The organism is Flavobacterium sp. HNIBRBA15423, from assembly GCF_052655965.1.
Map to the genome: position 1 here is coordinate 3,026,214 of NZ_CP199751.1, position 15,557 is coordinate 3,041,770.

Genomic DNA, 15,557 nt, shown 5'->3' on the forward strand with positions numbered 1-15,557 from the left:
TTAGACTTTATTTGATAATTTATCGAAAACTACAAAAAATATTTTGATAACTTTGAATAAAATTTCAAACTCAAAATAATCATGCATTTCATCTCTGAAGACTTAGAAAACTATGTTGCCAACCATAGTCAAGACGAACCTGAATTATTAGCAAAGCTAAACAGAGAAACTTATCAAAAAGTATTACAACCAAGAATGCTTAGCGGTCATTTTCAAGGAAGAGTTTTGAGTATGCTATCAAAGATTATTCATCCAAAAAACATTCTAGAAATTGGCACTTATACAGGATATGCTACTTTATGTTTAGCAGAAGGATTAGCCAAGGAAGGAGCAATTGACACTATAGATATTAATGAAGAATTAGCTGATTTTCAAAAGAAATATTTTGATGCTTCTGAATGGAAAAATCAGATTTTTCAACACATAGGTAATGCTATGAATATAATTCCAAATTTAAATAAGAAGTTTGATTTAGTTTTCATTGATGCCGATAAAGAAAATTACATTAATTATTTTCATTTAATTGTTCCAATGATGAATAAAGGAGGAATAATCTTATCGGATAATGTTTTATGGAGCGGTAAAGTCATTGAAAAATTAGATCCAAAAGATACTAGCACAAAAGTATTAGTTGAATATAATGAATTATTAAAAAATGATTCAAGAGTAGAAACTGTATTATTACCCATTAGAGATGGATTAACCGTAAGTAGAGTTTTATAATGAGTTTTGATAAGAGTATAAACCTGCTTAGAAAAAAAATAACAAAGGCATTATTTGTAAAAGCTTTTAATAAATCTACTTCTAAAATAAAAACACTTGAAAATCCTGAAGAAATAAAAAAAATACTAATAGTAAGACCTAATCAAAGACTTGGAAACCAATTACTAATTACTCCCTTGATTCAAGAAGTACTTACTCTATTTCCAAATGCTAAAATTGATCTTTTTCTTAAAGGAGGAATTGGTAAAACTGTTTTCAAAAATTACAATAAAATTGATAAAATAATTACCTTACCTCTAAAACCTTTCAAAGAATTACTACAATATATAAGTTGTTTTATCTCTCTAAGAAAGCAAAAATATGATTTAGTAATTAATACGGTAAGTTACTCTTCATCAGGAACTATTGCCACTAAAATAGCTCGTTCTAAATATAAACTCTTTGGAATAGTAAAAAATGAAGAATTCCCTAATTATAATGATTACTTACACAATGCAAAAAGACCTGTTTATGATTTTAGAGAGGGAATTAAATCTATCGGGTTAGACATCCCACAAAAACAAATTCCAAAAATAGACATTAAATTAGATGCTAATGAGCTTGAACAGGGAAGAATAAAGCTAAAAGAGATAATTAATAACTCTAAAAAGATAATTTGTATTTTTACTTATGCAACAAGAAACAAAATGTATGATAAAGATTGGTGGTCTAATTTTTATACACATTTAAAAGATTCTTTCGCAACCTATACTATTATTGAGGTTTTACCTGCTGAAAATATTTCGCAAATAAATTTTATAGCACCTACTTTTTATAGCAAAGACATTAGAGAAATAGCTGCCTTAATTTCAAACACAGCACTTTTTATTGGAGCTGATAGTGGTATTATGCATTTATCTTCTGCTACAAACACTACAACTATTGGACTTTTTTCAGTAACTGATTTGAATATTTATCAACCCTATTCCAATAAAAACTTTGGAATAAACACAAATAATAAGAGTGTCAATGAGATTATAGAAAAAATAAAACAAGTAGTTTAATTAATTATATACTTACGGATTACCATTTCATATAATTTATAAAAAATAATTCCGAAACTTACTCCAAAACAATACCCTGTTAAAATATCACCTGGAAAATGTAATCCTAGATATATTCTACTATAAGCAAAAATTAAGGGAAATAAAAAGACCATAAAAGCATACTTATAATATTTCCTAAGTATAAGAAAAACAAAAGTCATCGAAGCTGAAGAATTTGAAGCGTGTCCAGAAAAAAAGCTATAACTGGAACTTTCTTTAACCATTCTTATCAAACCATTTATTTCTTCATCATTACAGGGTCTTAATCTTTGAAAATTATTTTTAAAAAGATTAGTTACTTGATCTGTAAAAGTGATTAATAAAGCAATGAAAATAATAACTATTCCTAAATTTTTCCATCCAATTTTTTTTTGAAGAATGAATAATAAAATTAAAAAATAAGGAGTCCAATTAACTTGTTTCGTTATTATTAACCAAAAAGCATCATATTTTTTTGAACCTAATCCGTTTAGAAATACTAATATTTCTTTATCTAAGGAGATAATATGTTCTAACATTAAAATTGTCTTTTAATAGGTCCAGATAAATTTTCAATATCTTCTTTTACTTCTTGTATAGGATTCTTAATATCATCTGCTATATCTTTAGACATATCTTTTAGTGGATTTATAGTATTAGCAATACCTTCTTTAGCCTTTTTAATTTCCTCAGAAATCCCTCCTGTAAATGAATTCACATCAACATTTGAATCTTTTGCACTATTATGAATTTCATTTTTAATTTCATTTGTAGCATTTTTTAATTGTGCCATAGTCTTTCCTAAGAATCTTGCCATTTGAGGAATCTCTTTGGAACCAAAAAGCATTAAAACTGCTACAAGCACAAATAAAAGCTCTGAAAAACCTATACCAAACATTTGTTTTAAATTATTTTAGACAAAGTTACAAAGAAAAAAAGAACCTATACCAAAGTTTTAAGTTTTGATATAGGTTTTTAACTATATTTTATTAGATATATTTTTATTTATTTTCTAATTCATCAAATTTTGAGGTAGCAGCTTCGGCTGGCCAAACATTATTAGATATATCAATATCAGCAGTTTCTAATTTTGGATCTAATTGCATTTTTACAATTTTTTTATCAGTAGCAAAAACACGCTTAGCAGTATCATTATTTTTTCTCCAAATCTGAACTGGGAATTTGTGCATTTCTTTTGTTCCATCTTCAAACTGAAATTCCACAATAATTGGCATCATTAAACCTCCGGGTTTATTGAACTCTACTTCATAAAAATATTTTGGATTCGCTAATTCTTGTTTTTCTTGATCTGAATAGTTTTTAGAAACATAATCTTCTAAAATTTGTACATCTTTCACCTCAAATGCTTTTTTAGTACTTGGGTCAAATTCTTTATGATCTTCACCAACTAAGTAAATAAATGGTCCCGTATCACGTAAAAATCTTCCTCTACGAGCTACAAAATCTTTCATTTCTTGAGTTGGTTCTAAAGAAACATAATATTGTTTTACATCGTTTATTCCTAAATCCACATAATCAGTTGAGTAAAACCATCCTCTCCAAAACCAATCTAAATCTACAGCAGATGCATCTTCCATAGTTCTGAACAAATCTTCTGGTGTAGGGTGTTTAAACATCCATCTTTGTGCGTATGTTTTAAAAGCATGGTCAAATAATTCTCTTCCCATAATAGTTTCACGAAGAATATTTAAACCAGTTGCAGGTTTCCCATAAGCATTTGCTCCAAAATTATATATGTTTTCAGAATTAGACATTATTGGTTCAAGAAATTTTTGATTTCCTTTCATATAAGGAACAATTTTATCTGCAGGACCTCTATCTGTTGGAAAATTAGAATCAAATTCTAATTCGGTTAAATATTCTAAGAATGTATTTAAACCTTCATCCATCCAAGTCCATTGTCTTTCATCTGAATTTACAATCATAGGGAAAAAATTATGACCTACTTCGTGAATAATTACACCTAGCATTCCATATTTTACTCTATCTGAATATTTACCATCTTTGTCTGGACGACCAAAGTTCCAACAAATCATAGGATATTCCATACCTTGATCTTGTGCAGAAACAGAAACAGCTTTTGGGTAAGGGTAATCAAAAGTATGTTTTGAATATGTCTTTAAAGTTTGTGCTACAGCTCTAGTTGAATATTCTCCCCAAAGTGGATTTGCTTCTTTAGGGTAAATAGAAATTGCCATTGGTTTTTTAGTTTCCAATTGAACTGCCATAGCATCTAACATGAATTTTCTTGAAGTTGAAAAACCAAAATCACGAACATTCTCTGCTTTGAATTTCCATGTTTTCTTAGCGTCTGAAAATCCTTTTTCTGTTTTCTCAGCTTCTTCTTGTGTAACAATTACAACTGGCTTGTCGAAAGTATTTTCTGCTAAAGTCCATCTTTTCATTTGTTCTGCTGTAAAAACATCTTTTCTATTGGTATTAACTCCAGTTGCTTCCATAACATGATCAGCAGGAACAGTAATATTTACATCATAATTTCCAAAGGTTAGAGCAAATTCTCCTCTTCCCCAAAATTGCATATTTTGCCATCCTTCTACATCACTATAAACTGCCATTCTAGGATAAAACTGAGCAATTACATACAAACGATTTCCATCTTCAAATTCTTCATAACCAGAACGCCCTCCGTCAACTTGATAGTTATTAATATTATACCACCATTTTATTGAAAAAGTTATTTTTTGCTTAGATTGTAATGGTTTGTCTAAGTTAATACGCATCATTGTTTGATTGATAGTATAACTCATGTCTTTTCCTGATTTATCTTTTACATATTCAATATGAAAACCACCTTGAAATGGTTCTTCCATAAATCTTTTAGCAAAACGATCTGGAGATAAAGCTGGATCTATTCTCTGACTTTCCACTAATGGTGTTTTTGAATCTGCAGCACGAATATTTTGATCTAATTGTACCCAAAGATATTCTAAAGGCTCTGGTGCGTTATTATAATAGGTAACTGTCTCTGAACCATATAATTTTTTATTTTTATCATCTAGTTCAATATTCATTTTATAATCAGCTTGTTGCTGATAATAGGCTGGTCCAGGTGCTCCTGATGCTGTACGAAACATATTTGGAGTAGCCATTAAATCATACATTTGACGAAACTTATTTTCGTTATAATGTCCTGATTCTCTTTGTTTATCTTCTGTTTTCACTTCTTGTGCTACAGCAAAAAAAGAGGTTAAAACAACTAAAACTGAAGAAAATAAAATTCTTTTTTTCATGATAGGTTTGGTTAATTTAAAATTCTAAAAAAGCAGTACTATCTGAATTTGTCAGCAAAAAACTACTTTTTTCGTTATTAATATTAGTGTGTAATAAGTTTTGTTGTTCTTTAAACATTTCAGTCAAAACTGAATTTTCGATTTCGAAAGTAGTAATTTTTTCAGAAAAATTAACTTTTAAGTAACAAATTAACACATCGTTATCAATTTCGGTTGCTAAAAATTGAAAATCGTAAGGCTTTTTATTAATCATAACCTTTATTTTTTCCTTTAAATAATTTTCAACCAATTTTTCCGCTCCATCTATTTGTCTATTAGAAGCTAAATAAATTTTCTTATTGTACTTTTTTTCAAGGACTTTATTAAAATCGTCAATAAAAATTCTCGAAGTAATTTCAATTCTATTTTTTGTTTTCACATAATCTACTTGTGTAACAGACACATAAAACTTATGTAGACTATTAAATGAAGAAAAAAATACAAATAAAAATAAAATGACACCTATTTTAATATTATTTTTCATTTTGCAAAGGTATTGATTCTTCCTTATTTTCCATTTTAAATGCTTTTGCTTTTTCAACCAAATATTCAATTAACTGAAGTTCATTCTCTGTTTTCAAAAATTCTGCCAATTCATAACTTGGCATTTCTGAATAAGCAAGAAATGTGGTAATATCTTTATTTTCAATTTTTAAAATATTTACAAAAAAATGATGCGAAAATCGCGCTTTAATATGCTCGGAATAGGATTTTGATTGGATATCGTGTAGTCTTCTCTCTTCATAAACTTCACTTGCACTTTTCTTAGTTTTTTTCTTTTTAAAAATCATTTTAGCTAAACCTGTTCCAATTGCTAAAAAATTAAAACTAGAGCCATTAGGGGCAAAATGATCAGGTGAAGTTGTTATTTTAGTTCCAGATGAAAATCGCACATCATCATAATGTTTTACTTCATCCATATTTACTGGAGATAGTTCATAAGTTTTAATTTTTTTTGTATCTTCTTCTAAATTTCCAGTTAATGTAGATGGTGTAATTACCACTTCATTCAGTTCATTAATATTGACTTTTAATCTTATTTCTAATTCTTCAACAAAAAAATCTTTTTCGGTTAACGTATATTTTTTGGAAACGAATGATAATCCTTGAAAATATAAAGTATCTGCAATTCTTGCTTTTATAGAAAATTTTCCGTTTGAATCTGATATTGCACCTATATTACTAGATATATTAAAAATTGTTATATTTTCTACTTCTACCGAATCAGCAATTATTTTACCATTTAAAATTTCTCTTTCAATACCTTGAGAAAACAAAAAATGGCTTACCCAAAAAAAGATTAAAAATAATTTAATGTTCTTCATCTTTATTTTCTTTTTTGTCTAATTCTTTTAACTTTAAATATTCATCTGCTAATTCACCTAAAATAAAAGTAGCCATTGTTTTATTTTCATTTTTCATTTCATTGGTAAACCTTGAATCTTCCACAATATAAAACAGAAAACCTTCTACATATTCTTCTGGAATCTTTAGTGTATTCATTATATATTCCTTTGTAAAAAAACCAGCAGTTTTATCTTTTAATACTTCTTTCTTTTCAACTACTAGCTCTTTCTCTAACATATTTGTTCGACCACTAATAGCATTTAGAAGTCCATCTACACTCATACCTCCTACAGGAATTAATAAAGGGCTATACCATTTAAATTCTCCAGCTGCAGCTAATTTTCTTTCTGCAGGCGAGTACCTTCTTTGTCCTTTTGGAACAATTCCTAGAGATTCAGCATTAATATTTCTATATTTGGTTAGTGTAATACCTGTTAACTGGTTCTCAAAAACTTCCATAGGAATAAACACCAATTCTTTTTCGAAATCTTGCTTAAGAACTACTCTCTGGTATCCTTTTAAATGCACAGCACTAAACATCAAAGTATCGTTAACATTAGCCTTAATTTTAAAATAGCCACCTCGTTCCGATAATACACCTGTTTTATTAGTAATATTTATAATATGAATTTCATCTAAAGATCTAGATTCAGAAACAATTTTACCATTAAAAATTGAATCGTTTTGTGACCATAACAACAAAGGGAAAAAAATAAGTAAGAATAGTATTTTTTTTATCATAATTACTTTTTATAAAAGTATTTTGTAAAATTAATTGAGAATAATGCCAATTAAATACTAATAAGATTATAAACTTTTGTTAATTGAAAATACTAATTTTGAAAAAAAAATAAAAATGAAAAATATAATTATAGCAAGTACTTCAACATTACACAATGGTAGTTATCTCGACTATTTACTACCTGAATTAGAGAATCATTTTAAAAAAGTCACTACAATTTTATTCATTCCTTATGCAAGACCTAGTGGAATTTCACATGATGAATATACTGAAAAAGTAAGACAAACTTTCGCTTTGATTAATAAAAAAGTTACAGGAATACATGAATTTCAAGATCCTATTAAAGCTATTAATGAAGCAGAAGGAATTTTCACAGGAGGAGGAAATACATTTGTATTAGTCAATGAATTATACAGAAATAACATTATAGATAGTTTAGAAAAAGTGGTTAACAACGGAACTCCATATCTTGGCACCAGTGCAGGAAGCAATATTTGCGGCTTAACAATGAATACCACAAATGATATGCCTATTGTATATCCTCCAAGTTTTAGAACTTTGGGATTTGTCTCATTTAATATAAATCCGCATTATTTAGATCCAGATTTAAATTCTACTCATATGGGAGAAACAAGAGAAACAAGAATCAATGAATTTCATTCTTTTAATCCTCAACCTGTCATAGGACTTAGAGAAGGAAGTTGGTTAGAAGTTAAAGGAGAGTCTATTAGATTAAAAGGAAATTTAACAGCACGTTTATTTCAAAAAAATCAATCTCCTGAAGAAATAGAGCCAGAAACTGAGTTGAAAGATTTAAAATAAAAAAAGCCTCAAACAATGTTTGAGGCTTTTTTTGAGCGGAAGACGAGGCTCGAACTCGCGACAACCAGCTTGGAAGGCTGGAGCTCTACCAACTGAGCTACTTCCGCAGGTGATAATTTTTAAAACTTTATCTTGTTTTTGAGCGGAAGACGAGGCTCGAACTCGCGACAACCAGCTTGGAAGGCTGGAGCTCTACCAACTGAGCTACTTCCGCATTTAATTCAAAAATTACTTATTAATAAAGTGTTTGATGAACTACTTTTGTGGGTGCAAATATACTCTAAAAGTTTTTTTAGTTGCAAATTTTTTTTAGATTTTTTTTTACTTTATTTCATAAGAGCTAGATTACCAAAAACCCACATTCTTTAAGCTTCTAAAAATGAATATTTTATATTTAAAAAGACAACTCTAAACGATTTAATCTAATGAATATTTTAAATCCATTATAGTTCTATATTCATTAAAATTGACCATTTGTAATTAAATTCATTTCTACTAACATACTTTGGCATACTTATGGATAACATATTTTCTGAAATTATTTCATTTGTAAAATTTGAAAAACACAAAAAATGATTTTTGTTAATAGCCATTTATAAAGAAAGTTTTGAGGATTATTATATTCTCAAAAAATAAAAATTAATTTGTTTAAATGCACAGAAAAAAGGGTTCTTTTTCATAATTGTTCCAATTATACGATTAAATGCTCAAAATTATTGATGAAAGCCATTAAAGGCCATTATATTATGTACAAAAAAATTTATACATTTAGTTAAATAAAATTTAATTCTAAAAATCACTATTTATAATGAGTAATGAAAGGAAGAATGTCTCTATTTTTGCAGTGTAGAATTCAAAATATAAAAGATAAAGAGGCTATCTATTATAGAATTAAATTTTTAAAATTATTATGCGTTTTATGTTAAAAACAATACATATACATTATATTTTCTTTTGTTTTCTTATATTGAGTTGTAAAAACAATTCTAATGAGGTAGCTATAGATGATAGTCTAATAAAAGATTCTACTACTCAAGAAGTTGTCAGACCATTACTTCCAGAACACATTGAAACGCTAAAAGATAGCATTAAGATTTATTATAGTAAACTAAATAATTATGAAATTTGGTATAGTCTAAAAAACAGAACCGAACTAATTAATGAAATTAAGAATTGCTACAAAGATGGCTTAAATCCTAACGATTATAATTTAGAAGCTATTTTAGCTCTTGAAGAAAAAAGAAAAAAACTAGATGATGAAGCTATCATAAAGTATGATATTTTACTAACTGAAACATTTGAAAAACTATCTCTTCATTTGTACCGTGGTAAATTAAACCCTAAAAAGCTATATAAAGATTGGGATTTAAACCCTAAACCAATAGCGCTCTCTAATTATCTAGAAAAAGCTATTAAAAATAAAACCGTAACTACAACATTTGATGAACTAAAACCTAAACATTTTGTTTATGCTAAAATTAAAGAAAGTTTAGTTGTAATTGATAAATATCCTGAGTATAAATTTGGTAAAATTGATATAAAAGATAAAATTCAATTAAATGATACTTTGAATGAAGTTATAGCAATTAAAAAGAAATTAGCCTACTGGAAAGATTACACAAGAAAAGATAGTATAACAACTGCTATTTATGACACCATTACTTTTATTGCCGTTAAAAAATTTCAATCTAGACATGGATTAAAACCAGATGGTGTTATTGGAAGAGGGACAATTCAGGCACTAAATTTTACCAAAGAAGAGAGAAAAAAACAAATAATTGCTAATCTAGAAAGATGGAAATGGTTTCCAGAAGATTTAGGTGAACAGTATTTACTTGTGAATTTACCGAACTATAATATAGTATATGTGTCTAAAAACGATACTATAGCAGAACACAACATTGTAGTAGGAACACCTAAAAGAAATACACCTGTACTTGTTTCAAAATTATCTAATCTAGTTTTTAATCCTACGTGGACGGTTCCCCCAACAATAATTAAAGAAGACCTCACTCCTTCTGCTAAAAAAAGTTTGGATTACTTTAAAAGAACTAGAATGACTATTTATGACTCAAGCGGTAATGTTGTAATTCCTGAAGAATGGGATTCAGATAATTCTAAATCATATCGATATGTTCAAGTTTCAGGATATAATAATTCTCTAGGACTAGTGAAATTTAATTTTCCAAATAGACATTCGGTCTATTTACATGACACAAATCATCGGGATTATTTTTCAAGAGAATATAGGGCTTTAAGCTCAGGATGTGTAAGAGTAGAAAATCCATTATTACTATCTGAAAAAATACTCTTAAATGAAGATCAAGGATGGGCTACAAAAGAAATTGATAGTATTATAAGCAAAAAAAACATTAAAACCGTTCCCATTAAGAACAATATTAATGTTTATTTATTGTATTGGACAAATTGGCTTGATAAAGATGGGCTACAATTTAGAGAAGATATTTATAATCTTGACAAAAATTTATATACCGCTTTACGAAACTAATTTTGATTTTGTAACATAATTTCTTGAAGGATGATAAATAAATAAACAAGATTTATCTTTTATCAACTCAATTAATTCTTTAGATATTTCATTAGAAACAGCAGGACAGCCTTGGCTTCTTCCTAAACGTCCATTTGTTCTTACAAATTCTTCAGAAACATAATCAGCACCATGAATTACAACAGCACGATCTCTAGCATTATCATTAATCCCATATTCCAAACCATCTAATCTCAAAGAAAGACCATGTTTTCCAATATAAGTTTCGCCTGTAGTATAAAAACCTAAACTACTTTGGTATGATTCTGATTTATTTGAAAAGTCATTTGCAAACAATTCACCAGAATTTCTTCCATGAGCAACTAAAGAACGAAGTACTATTTCTTTAGTATTCATATCAATTACCCACATTCTCTCTTCATTAGATGAAAGACTAAAATCAACAATAGTCAAATAATCTTTCTCAATTATCCCTTGTTTCTTTAGTTCATTATATCCTTCAAATGCCTTTGAAAAACTTTCATATTTAGGTAATGAAAATTCATTTGATTCAATAGAATTATAGAAAGATTTACATTTAGTCTCAAAAGCTACTTTGACATTAGATGCTACTAACTTTGGATCTGTCTTACTATTTTCGTTTTCTTTAACATTACTTATTGAAGTAAAGCTTAAACAAAGAAAACTAAGGGCAAAAAGAGATAATAATTTGTAATTCATTGTCGTTGTAATAGTTATTAGGTTGATTTGAGATTCCAAATATATTTAAAAATTTTTACCAAACAAATTTTTTAATGCTTTTTATCGAAAAAAAATGCATTTAGTCGATTCTACAAGGAAAAGTTAAAGATTTTATAATTTGTTTCCTTCAAAAATGAATAATCCTAAATTTGTAAAAAAGATTTCATGCATAATAACTACGTTTTCTGTGTTTTATTGCTTTTATTTTCAAAGATTTTATTTGGGCAATCGACATTTCCTACAAAAAATGTTAAAAAAAGCATAAAAGCAGAGAAAAAAACCTCTGTACTATCAATTGACGGACTACTTGATGAAGAAGATTGGTCAAAAACTTTGCCTGCCAAAGATTTTTTTACATTTTCACCAGATAATGGAAATCTTGAAGCACAAGAACTTAGAACAGAAGTAAAAATTCTATATGATGACGATGCTGTATACATAGGAGCAATATTATATGATAACCAACCAACCAAAATTTTAAAAGAAATAAAGGAAAGAGATAATTTTGGTACTTCAGATTTATTTGGAGTCTTTATTAATGGTTATAATGATGGCCAACAAGATTTTCAGTTTTATGTAACAGCCGCAAATGGTCAAGCCGATTGTAATTTTACCTCGCAAGATGGAGAAGATTACTCTTGGAATGCTATATGGTCAAGTAATGCTAAAATTACAGATATTGGATGGGTTGTAGAAATGAGAATTCCTTATGCAGCCTTACGATTTCCGAAAAAGAATATACAAACTTGGGGTATTAATTTTTTTAGAGAAGTAAGAAGAACAAGACAAAAATATACTTGGTCTCCAATAAACAACAACATAGGTGCATTCTCCCAACAAGCTGGTATTTTAACAGGTATTGAAAACATTAAACCACCTACACGTTTATTTTTAATCCCTTATACTTCTGCTTATTTAAATTCTAACAAAGAAGAAACAGATATTACACTAAAAGGAGGATTAGATATAAAATATGGAATTAATGATGCTTTTACTTTAGATGCTATTCTAATTCCAGATTTTGGTCAAACCAAATTTGACAATGTTGAATTAAATCTTGGTCCATTTGAACAACAATTTAACGAAAACAGGCCTTTTTTTACTGAAGGAACAGATTTATTTAATAAAGGAAACTTACTATATACAAGAAGAATTGGAGCCTCACCTCTTTTTTATCCTGAATTACATGATAATGAATCTATTGAAGCATATCCTGCAACAACAAACCTACTTAATGCTATTAAAATTTCAGGACGAAATAACGATGGCTTAGGAATAGGTTTTTTAAATGCTATAACAGAAGAAACTAATGTAACAATTAGAAACAATGCTGATGGCAATACTAGAACCGAAATTGTTTCACCATTAACTAATTACAATGTAACTGTTTTTGATCAACGCTTCAATCAAAATTCATCTGTAACTTTTATAAATACAAATGCAACAAGAAATGGAAGTTATAGAGATGCCAATGTTACAGGATTTATTTTTGATCTAAATACAACACAAAACACCTTTAATCTCTCAGGTAAAGCAAACCTTAGTAATACTTTCGATACTAAAAACACTAATGGAATCGAATCTTCTCTATCTATTGGAGAAACTTCTGGCAAATACCGTTTTGGTATTGGTGGTGAATATGTTTCTAAAGATTTTGACAAAAATGATTTAGGTATCATCTTTCAAAATAATTATTATAGTTATTTCAGTAATGCTAGTTATAGAATTTTAACTCCTACAAAAACATTCAATTCTTTTAATATAGGATTATATACTTATATGGAATACAATAATAATAGTAATGAAATCCAACAAAACAATTTTAGTATTGACGTTAATACTACTTCAAAAGGCAATCATTATTTTGGCTTTGGCTATCGAATAAAACCCTTTGAAAGATTCGATTATTATGAACCTAGAAGAGATGGTCAATTTCTTATTTTGCCAAAACTTCAAAGCTATTGGTTAGGTTTTTCTTCTAACTACAACTATAAATTTGCTCTAGATATAGAAGTTTCTAATTTATTTTATGATCAAGAAAATAGATCCGATTTAGATATTTCTGTTAGTCCAAGATATCGTTTTAATGATAAATTCTCTTTAATTTATTCTATCAATCCATATATTCAAAAAAACAATATTGGTTTTGTTGACTATTTGAGTGATACAGAAGAAGTAATTATGGCTCAAAGAGATAGAAATACCATTAATAATTCGTTAACCAGTAAATTTTCTATTAATAGCCAAATGAACTTTAATCTTTCAGTAAGACATTATTGGTCAATTGCAGAAAATAATGCGTTTTATACTTTACAAAAAAATGGAAGACTTGTCGAAAAGCTAGATTATATTGAAAATAAAAATTCAAATTTTAGCACATGGAACTTAGATTTATCATATTCTTGGTGGTTTGCCCCAGGAAGTCAAGCTACAGTTTTATACAGAAACAATGCTTCCAATTTCTCAAATGAAATTGACAAAAACTTTAAAAATAATTTTGACACTTTATTTACCGATAATTTAAACCATGCTTTTTCTGTAAGTATTCGCTATTTTATAGACTATAATCAAGCTAAAAACTGGATTAAAAAAGGGTAATTTTTTTATTAAAATCACTAAAACGTTTTCGCAGTTTTATACAGAAATTAAGTCGTTTTTTTTTATCTGAATTTATCAAATGGCTATATTTGTAGAAATACATCTACAATGAATAAGAAAGTAATTTTAATGATATTAGATGGTTGGGGAAAATCACCTGACCCAAAAGTTTCTGCTATTGATAATGCAAACACTCCTTTCATAGATAGTTTATATACAAAATATCCTAATGCACAACTTCGCACAGATGGTCTAAATGTTGGTTTACCAGAAGGTCAAATGGGAAATAGTGAAGTAGGCCACATGAATCTTGGTGCTGGTCGTATAGTTTATCAAGATTTAGCAAAGATAAATTTGGCTGTAGCCAATAAAACAATGAATCAAGAAAAACCATTAATGGACGCTTTTGATTACGCTAAAAAAAACAACAAAGCGGTTCACTTTTTAGGTTTAGTTTCAGATGGTGGAGTTCATAGCCACACTTCACATTTGAGAGGTTTAATAGATGTTGCTCAAGAAAATGGTGTTCAAAACATGTTTGTTCATGCGTTTACAGATGGTAGAGATGTTGATCCTAAATCGGGAGCACAATATATCGAAGATTTAGAAAATTATTTAGCAAATACCAATGCCAAATTAGCGTCTATAATAGGTAGATATTACGCAATGGATAGAGATAAACGTTGGGAAAGAGTTAAGCTGGCTTATGATTTAGTTGTAAATGGCATTGGAACAAAATCCACAAAAGGCTCGCTTAGTATTTTAGTAAGTTATGCTAATAATGTAACCGATGAATTTATTCAACCGATAGTTATAACGGATGAAAATCAAAATCCTATTTCAACCATTAAAGATGATGATGTTGTAATTTTCTTTAATTTTAGAACAGACAGAGGTCGTGAATTAACTGAAGCTTTATCGCAAAAAGATTTTCACGAACAAAACATGCATAAATTAAATTTGTACTATGTTACAATGACTAATTATGATGAAACTTATAACAACGTTCATGTTATATATGACAAGGACAATGTTACTGAAACCTTAGGAGAAGTATTAGAAAAAGCAGGTAAAAAACAAATTCGAATTGCAGAAACAGAAAAATATCCTCATGTTACTTTCTTTTTCTCTGGAGGAAGAGAAGACCCATTTGTAGGCGAAAGTCGAATTTTAAAAAACTCTCCAAAAGTTGCTACTTATGATCTACAACCAGAAATGAGTGCTTACGAACTAAAAGATGCTTTAATTCCTGAACTTAAAAAAGGAGAAGTTGATTTTGTATGCTTAAATTTTGCCAATGGAGACATGGTAGGCCATACTGGAATTATGGAAGCAGCTATAAAAGCTTGTGAAGTTGTGGATATTTGTGTAAGAGAAATAGTTGAAACAGCATTAGAAAATGGATATACTACACTTTTAATTGCAGATCACGGAAACTGTGAAACTATGATAAATCCAGATGGAACTCCAAATACTGCACACACAACAAATCCAGTTCCTTTAATTTTAATTGACAACGAATTAGAAACAATACATAATGGTGTTTTAGGTGACATAGCTCCTACTATTTTAGCCTTAATGGGTATTGATCAACCAACTGTAATGAGTTGTAAATCGCTTTTGTAGATGAAAAAAACAGCTCTTTTTCTTTTTTTTATATTTCTGATTTCTAATGGATTCCTTTTATTTAAAAAATACGA

Annotated in this window: 13 protein-coding genes and 2 tRNA genes; 6 read left to right on the plus strand and 9 right to left on the minus strand. The window is 28.4% G+C overall.

Going from position 1 to position 15,557, the window contains the following annotated elements; translation table 11 throughout:
• Positions 1-81 precede the first annotated feature (81 nt).
• Both ACULEV_RS13650 and ACULEV_RS13655 read left to right on the plus strand, forming a co-directional pair.
• A complete protein-coding gene (locus ACULEV_RS13650) occupies positions 82-723 on the plus strand; it encodes an O-methyltransferase (RefSeq protein WP_445455603.1) in 642 nt (213 codons plus the stop codon).
• Positions 723-1,766, plus strand: coding sequence for a glycosyltransferase family 9 protein (locus ACULEV_RS13655; RefSeq protein ID WP_445455604.1), 1,044 nt, complete (start codon positions 723-725; stop codon positions 1,764-1,766). The genes ACULEV_RS13650 and ACULEV_RS13655 overlap by 1 nt, the downstream gene beginning before the upstream one ends.
• Here ACULEV_RS13655 and ACULEV_RS13660 read toward each other — a convergent pair.
• From ACULEV_RS13660 to ACULEV_RS13685, 6 genes are all read right to left on the minus strand, one after another.
• The gene (locus tag ACULEV_RS13660) at positions 1,763-2,326 is read right to left on the minus strand and encodes a phosphatase PAP2 family protein (RefSeq protein ID WP_445455605.1); all 564 of its coding nucleotides are present in this window, start codon (positions 2,324-2,326) and stop codon (positions 1,763-1,765) included. The two genes, ACULEV_RS13655 and ACULEV_RS13660, sit on opposite strands and share 4 nt — an antisense overlap.
• The gene (locus ACULEV_RS13665; protein WP_445455606.1) at positions 2,326-2,685 is read right to left on the minus strand and encodes a twin-arginine translocase TatA/TatE family subunit; all 360 of its coding nucleotides are present in this window, start codon (positions 2,683-2,685) and stop codon (positions 2,326-2,328) included. The genes ACULEV_RS13660 and ACULEV_RS13665 overlap by 1 nt, the downstream gene beginning before the upstream one ends.
• A gap of 103 nt (positions 2,686-2,788) precedes the next feature.
• Positions 2,789-5,059: a M1 family metallopeptidase gene (locus tag ACULEV_RS13670; RefSeq protein WP_445455607.1), complete on the minus strand. Its 2,271-nt coding sequence runs from the start codon at positions 5,057-5,059 to the stop codon at positions 2,789-2,791.
• 16 nt (positions 5,060-5,075) lie between these two features.
• Entirely contained in the window at positions 5,076-5,582 is a 507-nt protein-coding gene (locus tag ACULEV_RS13675; RefSeq protein ID WP_445455608.1) for a DUF6702 family protein, read from the minus strand.
• Positions 5,572-6,423 (minus strand): carboxypeptidase-like regulatory domain-containing protein, encoded by an 852-nt coding sequence (locus ACULEV_RS13680; protein ID WP_445455609.1) that lies wholly within the window; start codon positions 6,421-6,423, stop codon positions 5,572-5,574. The genes ACULEV_RS13675 and ACULEV_RS13680 overlap by 11 nt, the downstream gene beginning before the upstream one ends.
• Positions 6,410-7,186 (minus strand): hypothetical protein, encoded by a 777-nt coding sequence (locus ACULEV_RS13685; RefSeq protein ID WP_445455610.1) that lies wholly within the window; start codon positions 7,184-7,186, stop codon positions 6,410-6,412. The genes ACULEV_RS13680 and ACULEV_RS13685 overlap by 14 nt, the downstream gene beginning before the upstream one ends.
• 115 nt (positions 7,187-7,301) lie before the next feature.
• Between ACULEV_RS13685 and pepE the strand changes: the two genes are divergently transcribed.
• The gene (gene pepE / locus ACULEV_RS13690) at positions 7,302-8,009 is read left to right on the plus strand and encodes a dipeptidase PepE (protein ID WP_445455611.1); all 708 of its coding nucleotides are present in this window, start codon (positions 7,302-7,304) and stop codon (positions 8,007-8,009) included.
• 34 nt (positions 8,010-8,043) lie between these two features.
• Here the strand turns inward: pepE and ACULEV_RS13695 are convergent.
• Both ACULEV_RS13695 and ACULEV_RS13700 read right to left on the minus strand, forming a co-directional pair.
• A tRNA-Gly gene (locus ACULEV_RS13695) sits at positions 8,044-8,116 on the minus strand.
• Between the two features lie 34 nt (positions 8,117-8,150).
• Positions 8,151-8,223, minus strand: a tRNA-Gly gene (locus tag ACULEV_RS13700).
• Positions 8,224-8,928: 705 nt separating this feature from the next.
• Here ACULEV_RS13700 and ACULEV_RS13705 point away from each other — a divergent pair.
• Positions 8,929-10,518: a L,D-transpeptidase family protein gene (locus ACULEV_RS13705; protein ID WP_445455612.1), complete on the plus strand. Its 1,590-nt coding sequence runs from the start codon at positions 8,929-8,931 to the stop codon at positions 10,516-10,518.
• Here the strand turns inward: ACULEV_RS13705 and ACULEV_RS13710 are convergent.
• Positions 10,507-11,238, minus strand: a complete 732-nt coding sequence (locus ACULEV_RS13710; protein WP_445455613.1) for a murein L,D-transpeptidase catalytic domain family protein — start codon at positions 11,236-11,238, stop codon at positions 10,507-10,509. The genes ACULEV_RS13705 and ACULEV_RS13710 overlap by 12 nt on opposite strands.
• 186 nt (positions 11,239-11,424) lie before the next feature.
• On the opposite strand from ACULEV_RS13710, the gene ACULEV_RS13715 reads away from it, so the two are divergent.
• Positions 11,425-13,857 carry a DUF5916 domain-containing protein gene (locus tag ACULEV_RS13715; RefSeq protein WP_445455614.1) on the plus strand — a complete coding sequence of 811 codons (2,433 nt, stop codon included), beginning with the start codon at positions 11,425-11,427 and terminating at the stop codon, positions 13,855-13,857.
• A 108-nt stretch (positions 13,858-13,965) separates the two neighbouring features.
• Positions 13,966-15,483, plus strand: a complete 1,518-nt coding sequence (gene gpmI, locus ACULEV_RS13720; protein ID WP_445455615.1) for a 2,3-bisphosphoglycerate-independent phosphoglycerate mutase — start codon at positions 13,966-13,968, stop codon at positions 15,481-15,483.
• The last annotated feature ends 74 nt before the right edge of the window (positions 15,484-15,557 follow it).

Excerpts from the sequence above, each read along its gene's own strand:
- ACULEV_RS13655 (WP_445455604.1), top strand. The coding sequence starts at position 723 with ATGAGTTTTGATAAGAGTATAAACCTGCTTAGAAAAAAAATAACAAAG.
- ACULEV_RS13710 (WP_445455613.1), bottom strand. The coding sequence starts at position 11,238 with ATGAATTACAAATTATTATCTCTTTTTGCCCTTAGTTTTCTTTGTTTA.
- ACULEV_RS13660 (WP_445455605.1), bottom strand. The coding sequence starts at position 2,326 with ATGTTAGAACATATTATCTCCTTAGATAAAGAAATATTAGTATTTCTA.
- ACULEV_RS13650 (WP_445455603.1), top strand. The coding sequence starts at position 82 with ATGCATTTCATCTCTGAAGACTTAGAAAACTATGTTGCCAACCATAGT.
- ACULEV_RS13670 (WP_445455607.1), bottom strand. The coding sequence starts at position 5,059 with ATGAAAAAAAGAATTTTATTTTCTTCAGTTTTAGTTGTTTTAACCTCT.
- ACULEV_RS13715 (WP_445455614.1), top strand. The coding sequence starts at position 11,425 with ATGCATAATAACTACGTTTTCTGTGTTTTATTGCTTTTATTTTCAAAG.
- ACULEV_RS13685 (WP_445455610.1), bottom strand. The coding sequence starts at position 7,186 with ATGATAAAAAAAATACTATTCTTACTTATTTTTTTCCCTTTGTTGTTA.
- pepE (WP_445455611.1), top strand. The coding sequence starts at position 7,302 with ATGAAAAATATAATTATAGCAAGTACTTCAACATTACACAATGGTAGT.
- ACULEV_RS13665 (WP_445455606.1), bottom strand. The coding sequence starts at position 2,685 with ATGTTTGGTATAGGTTTTTCAGAGCTTTTATTTGTGCTTGTAGCAGTT.
- gpmI (WP_445455615.1), top strand. The coding sequence starts at position 13,966 with ATGAATAAGAAAGTAATTTTAATGATATTAGATGGTTGGGGAAAATCA.
- ACULEV_RS13705 (WP_445455612.1), top strand. The coding sequence starts at position 8,929 with ATGTTAAAAACAATACATATACATTATATTTTCTTTTGTTTTCTTATA.
- ACULEV_RS13680 (WP_445455609.1), bottom strand. The coding sequence starts at position 6,423 with ATGAAGAACATTAAATTATTTTTAATCTTTTTTTGGGTAAGCCATTTT.
- ACULEV_RS13675 (WP_445455608.1), bottom strand. The coding sequence starts at position 5,582 with ATGAAAAATAATATTAAAATAGGTGTCATTTTATTTTTATTTGTATTT.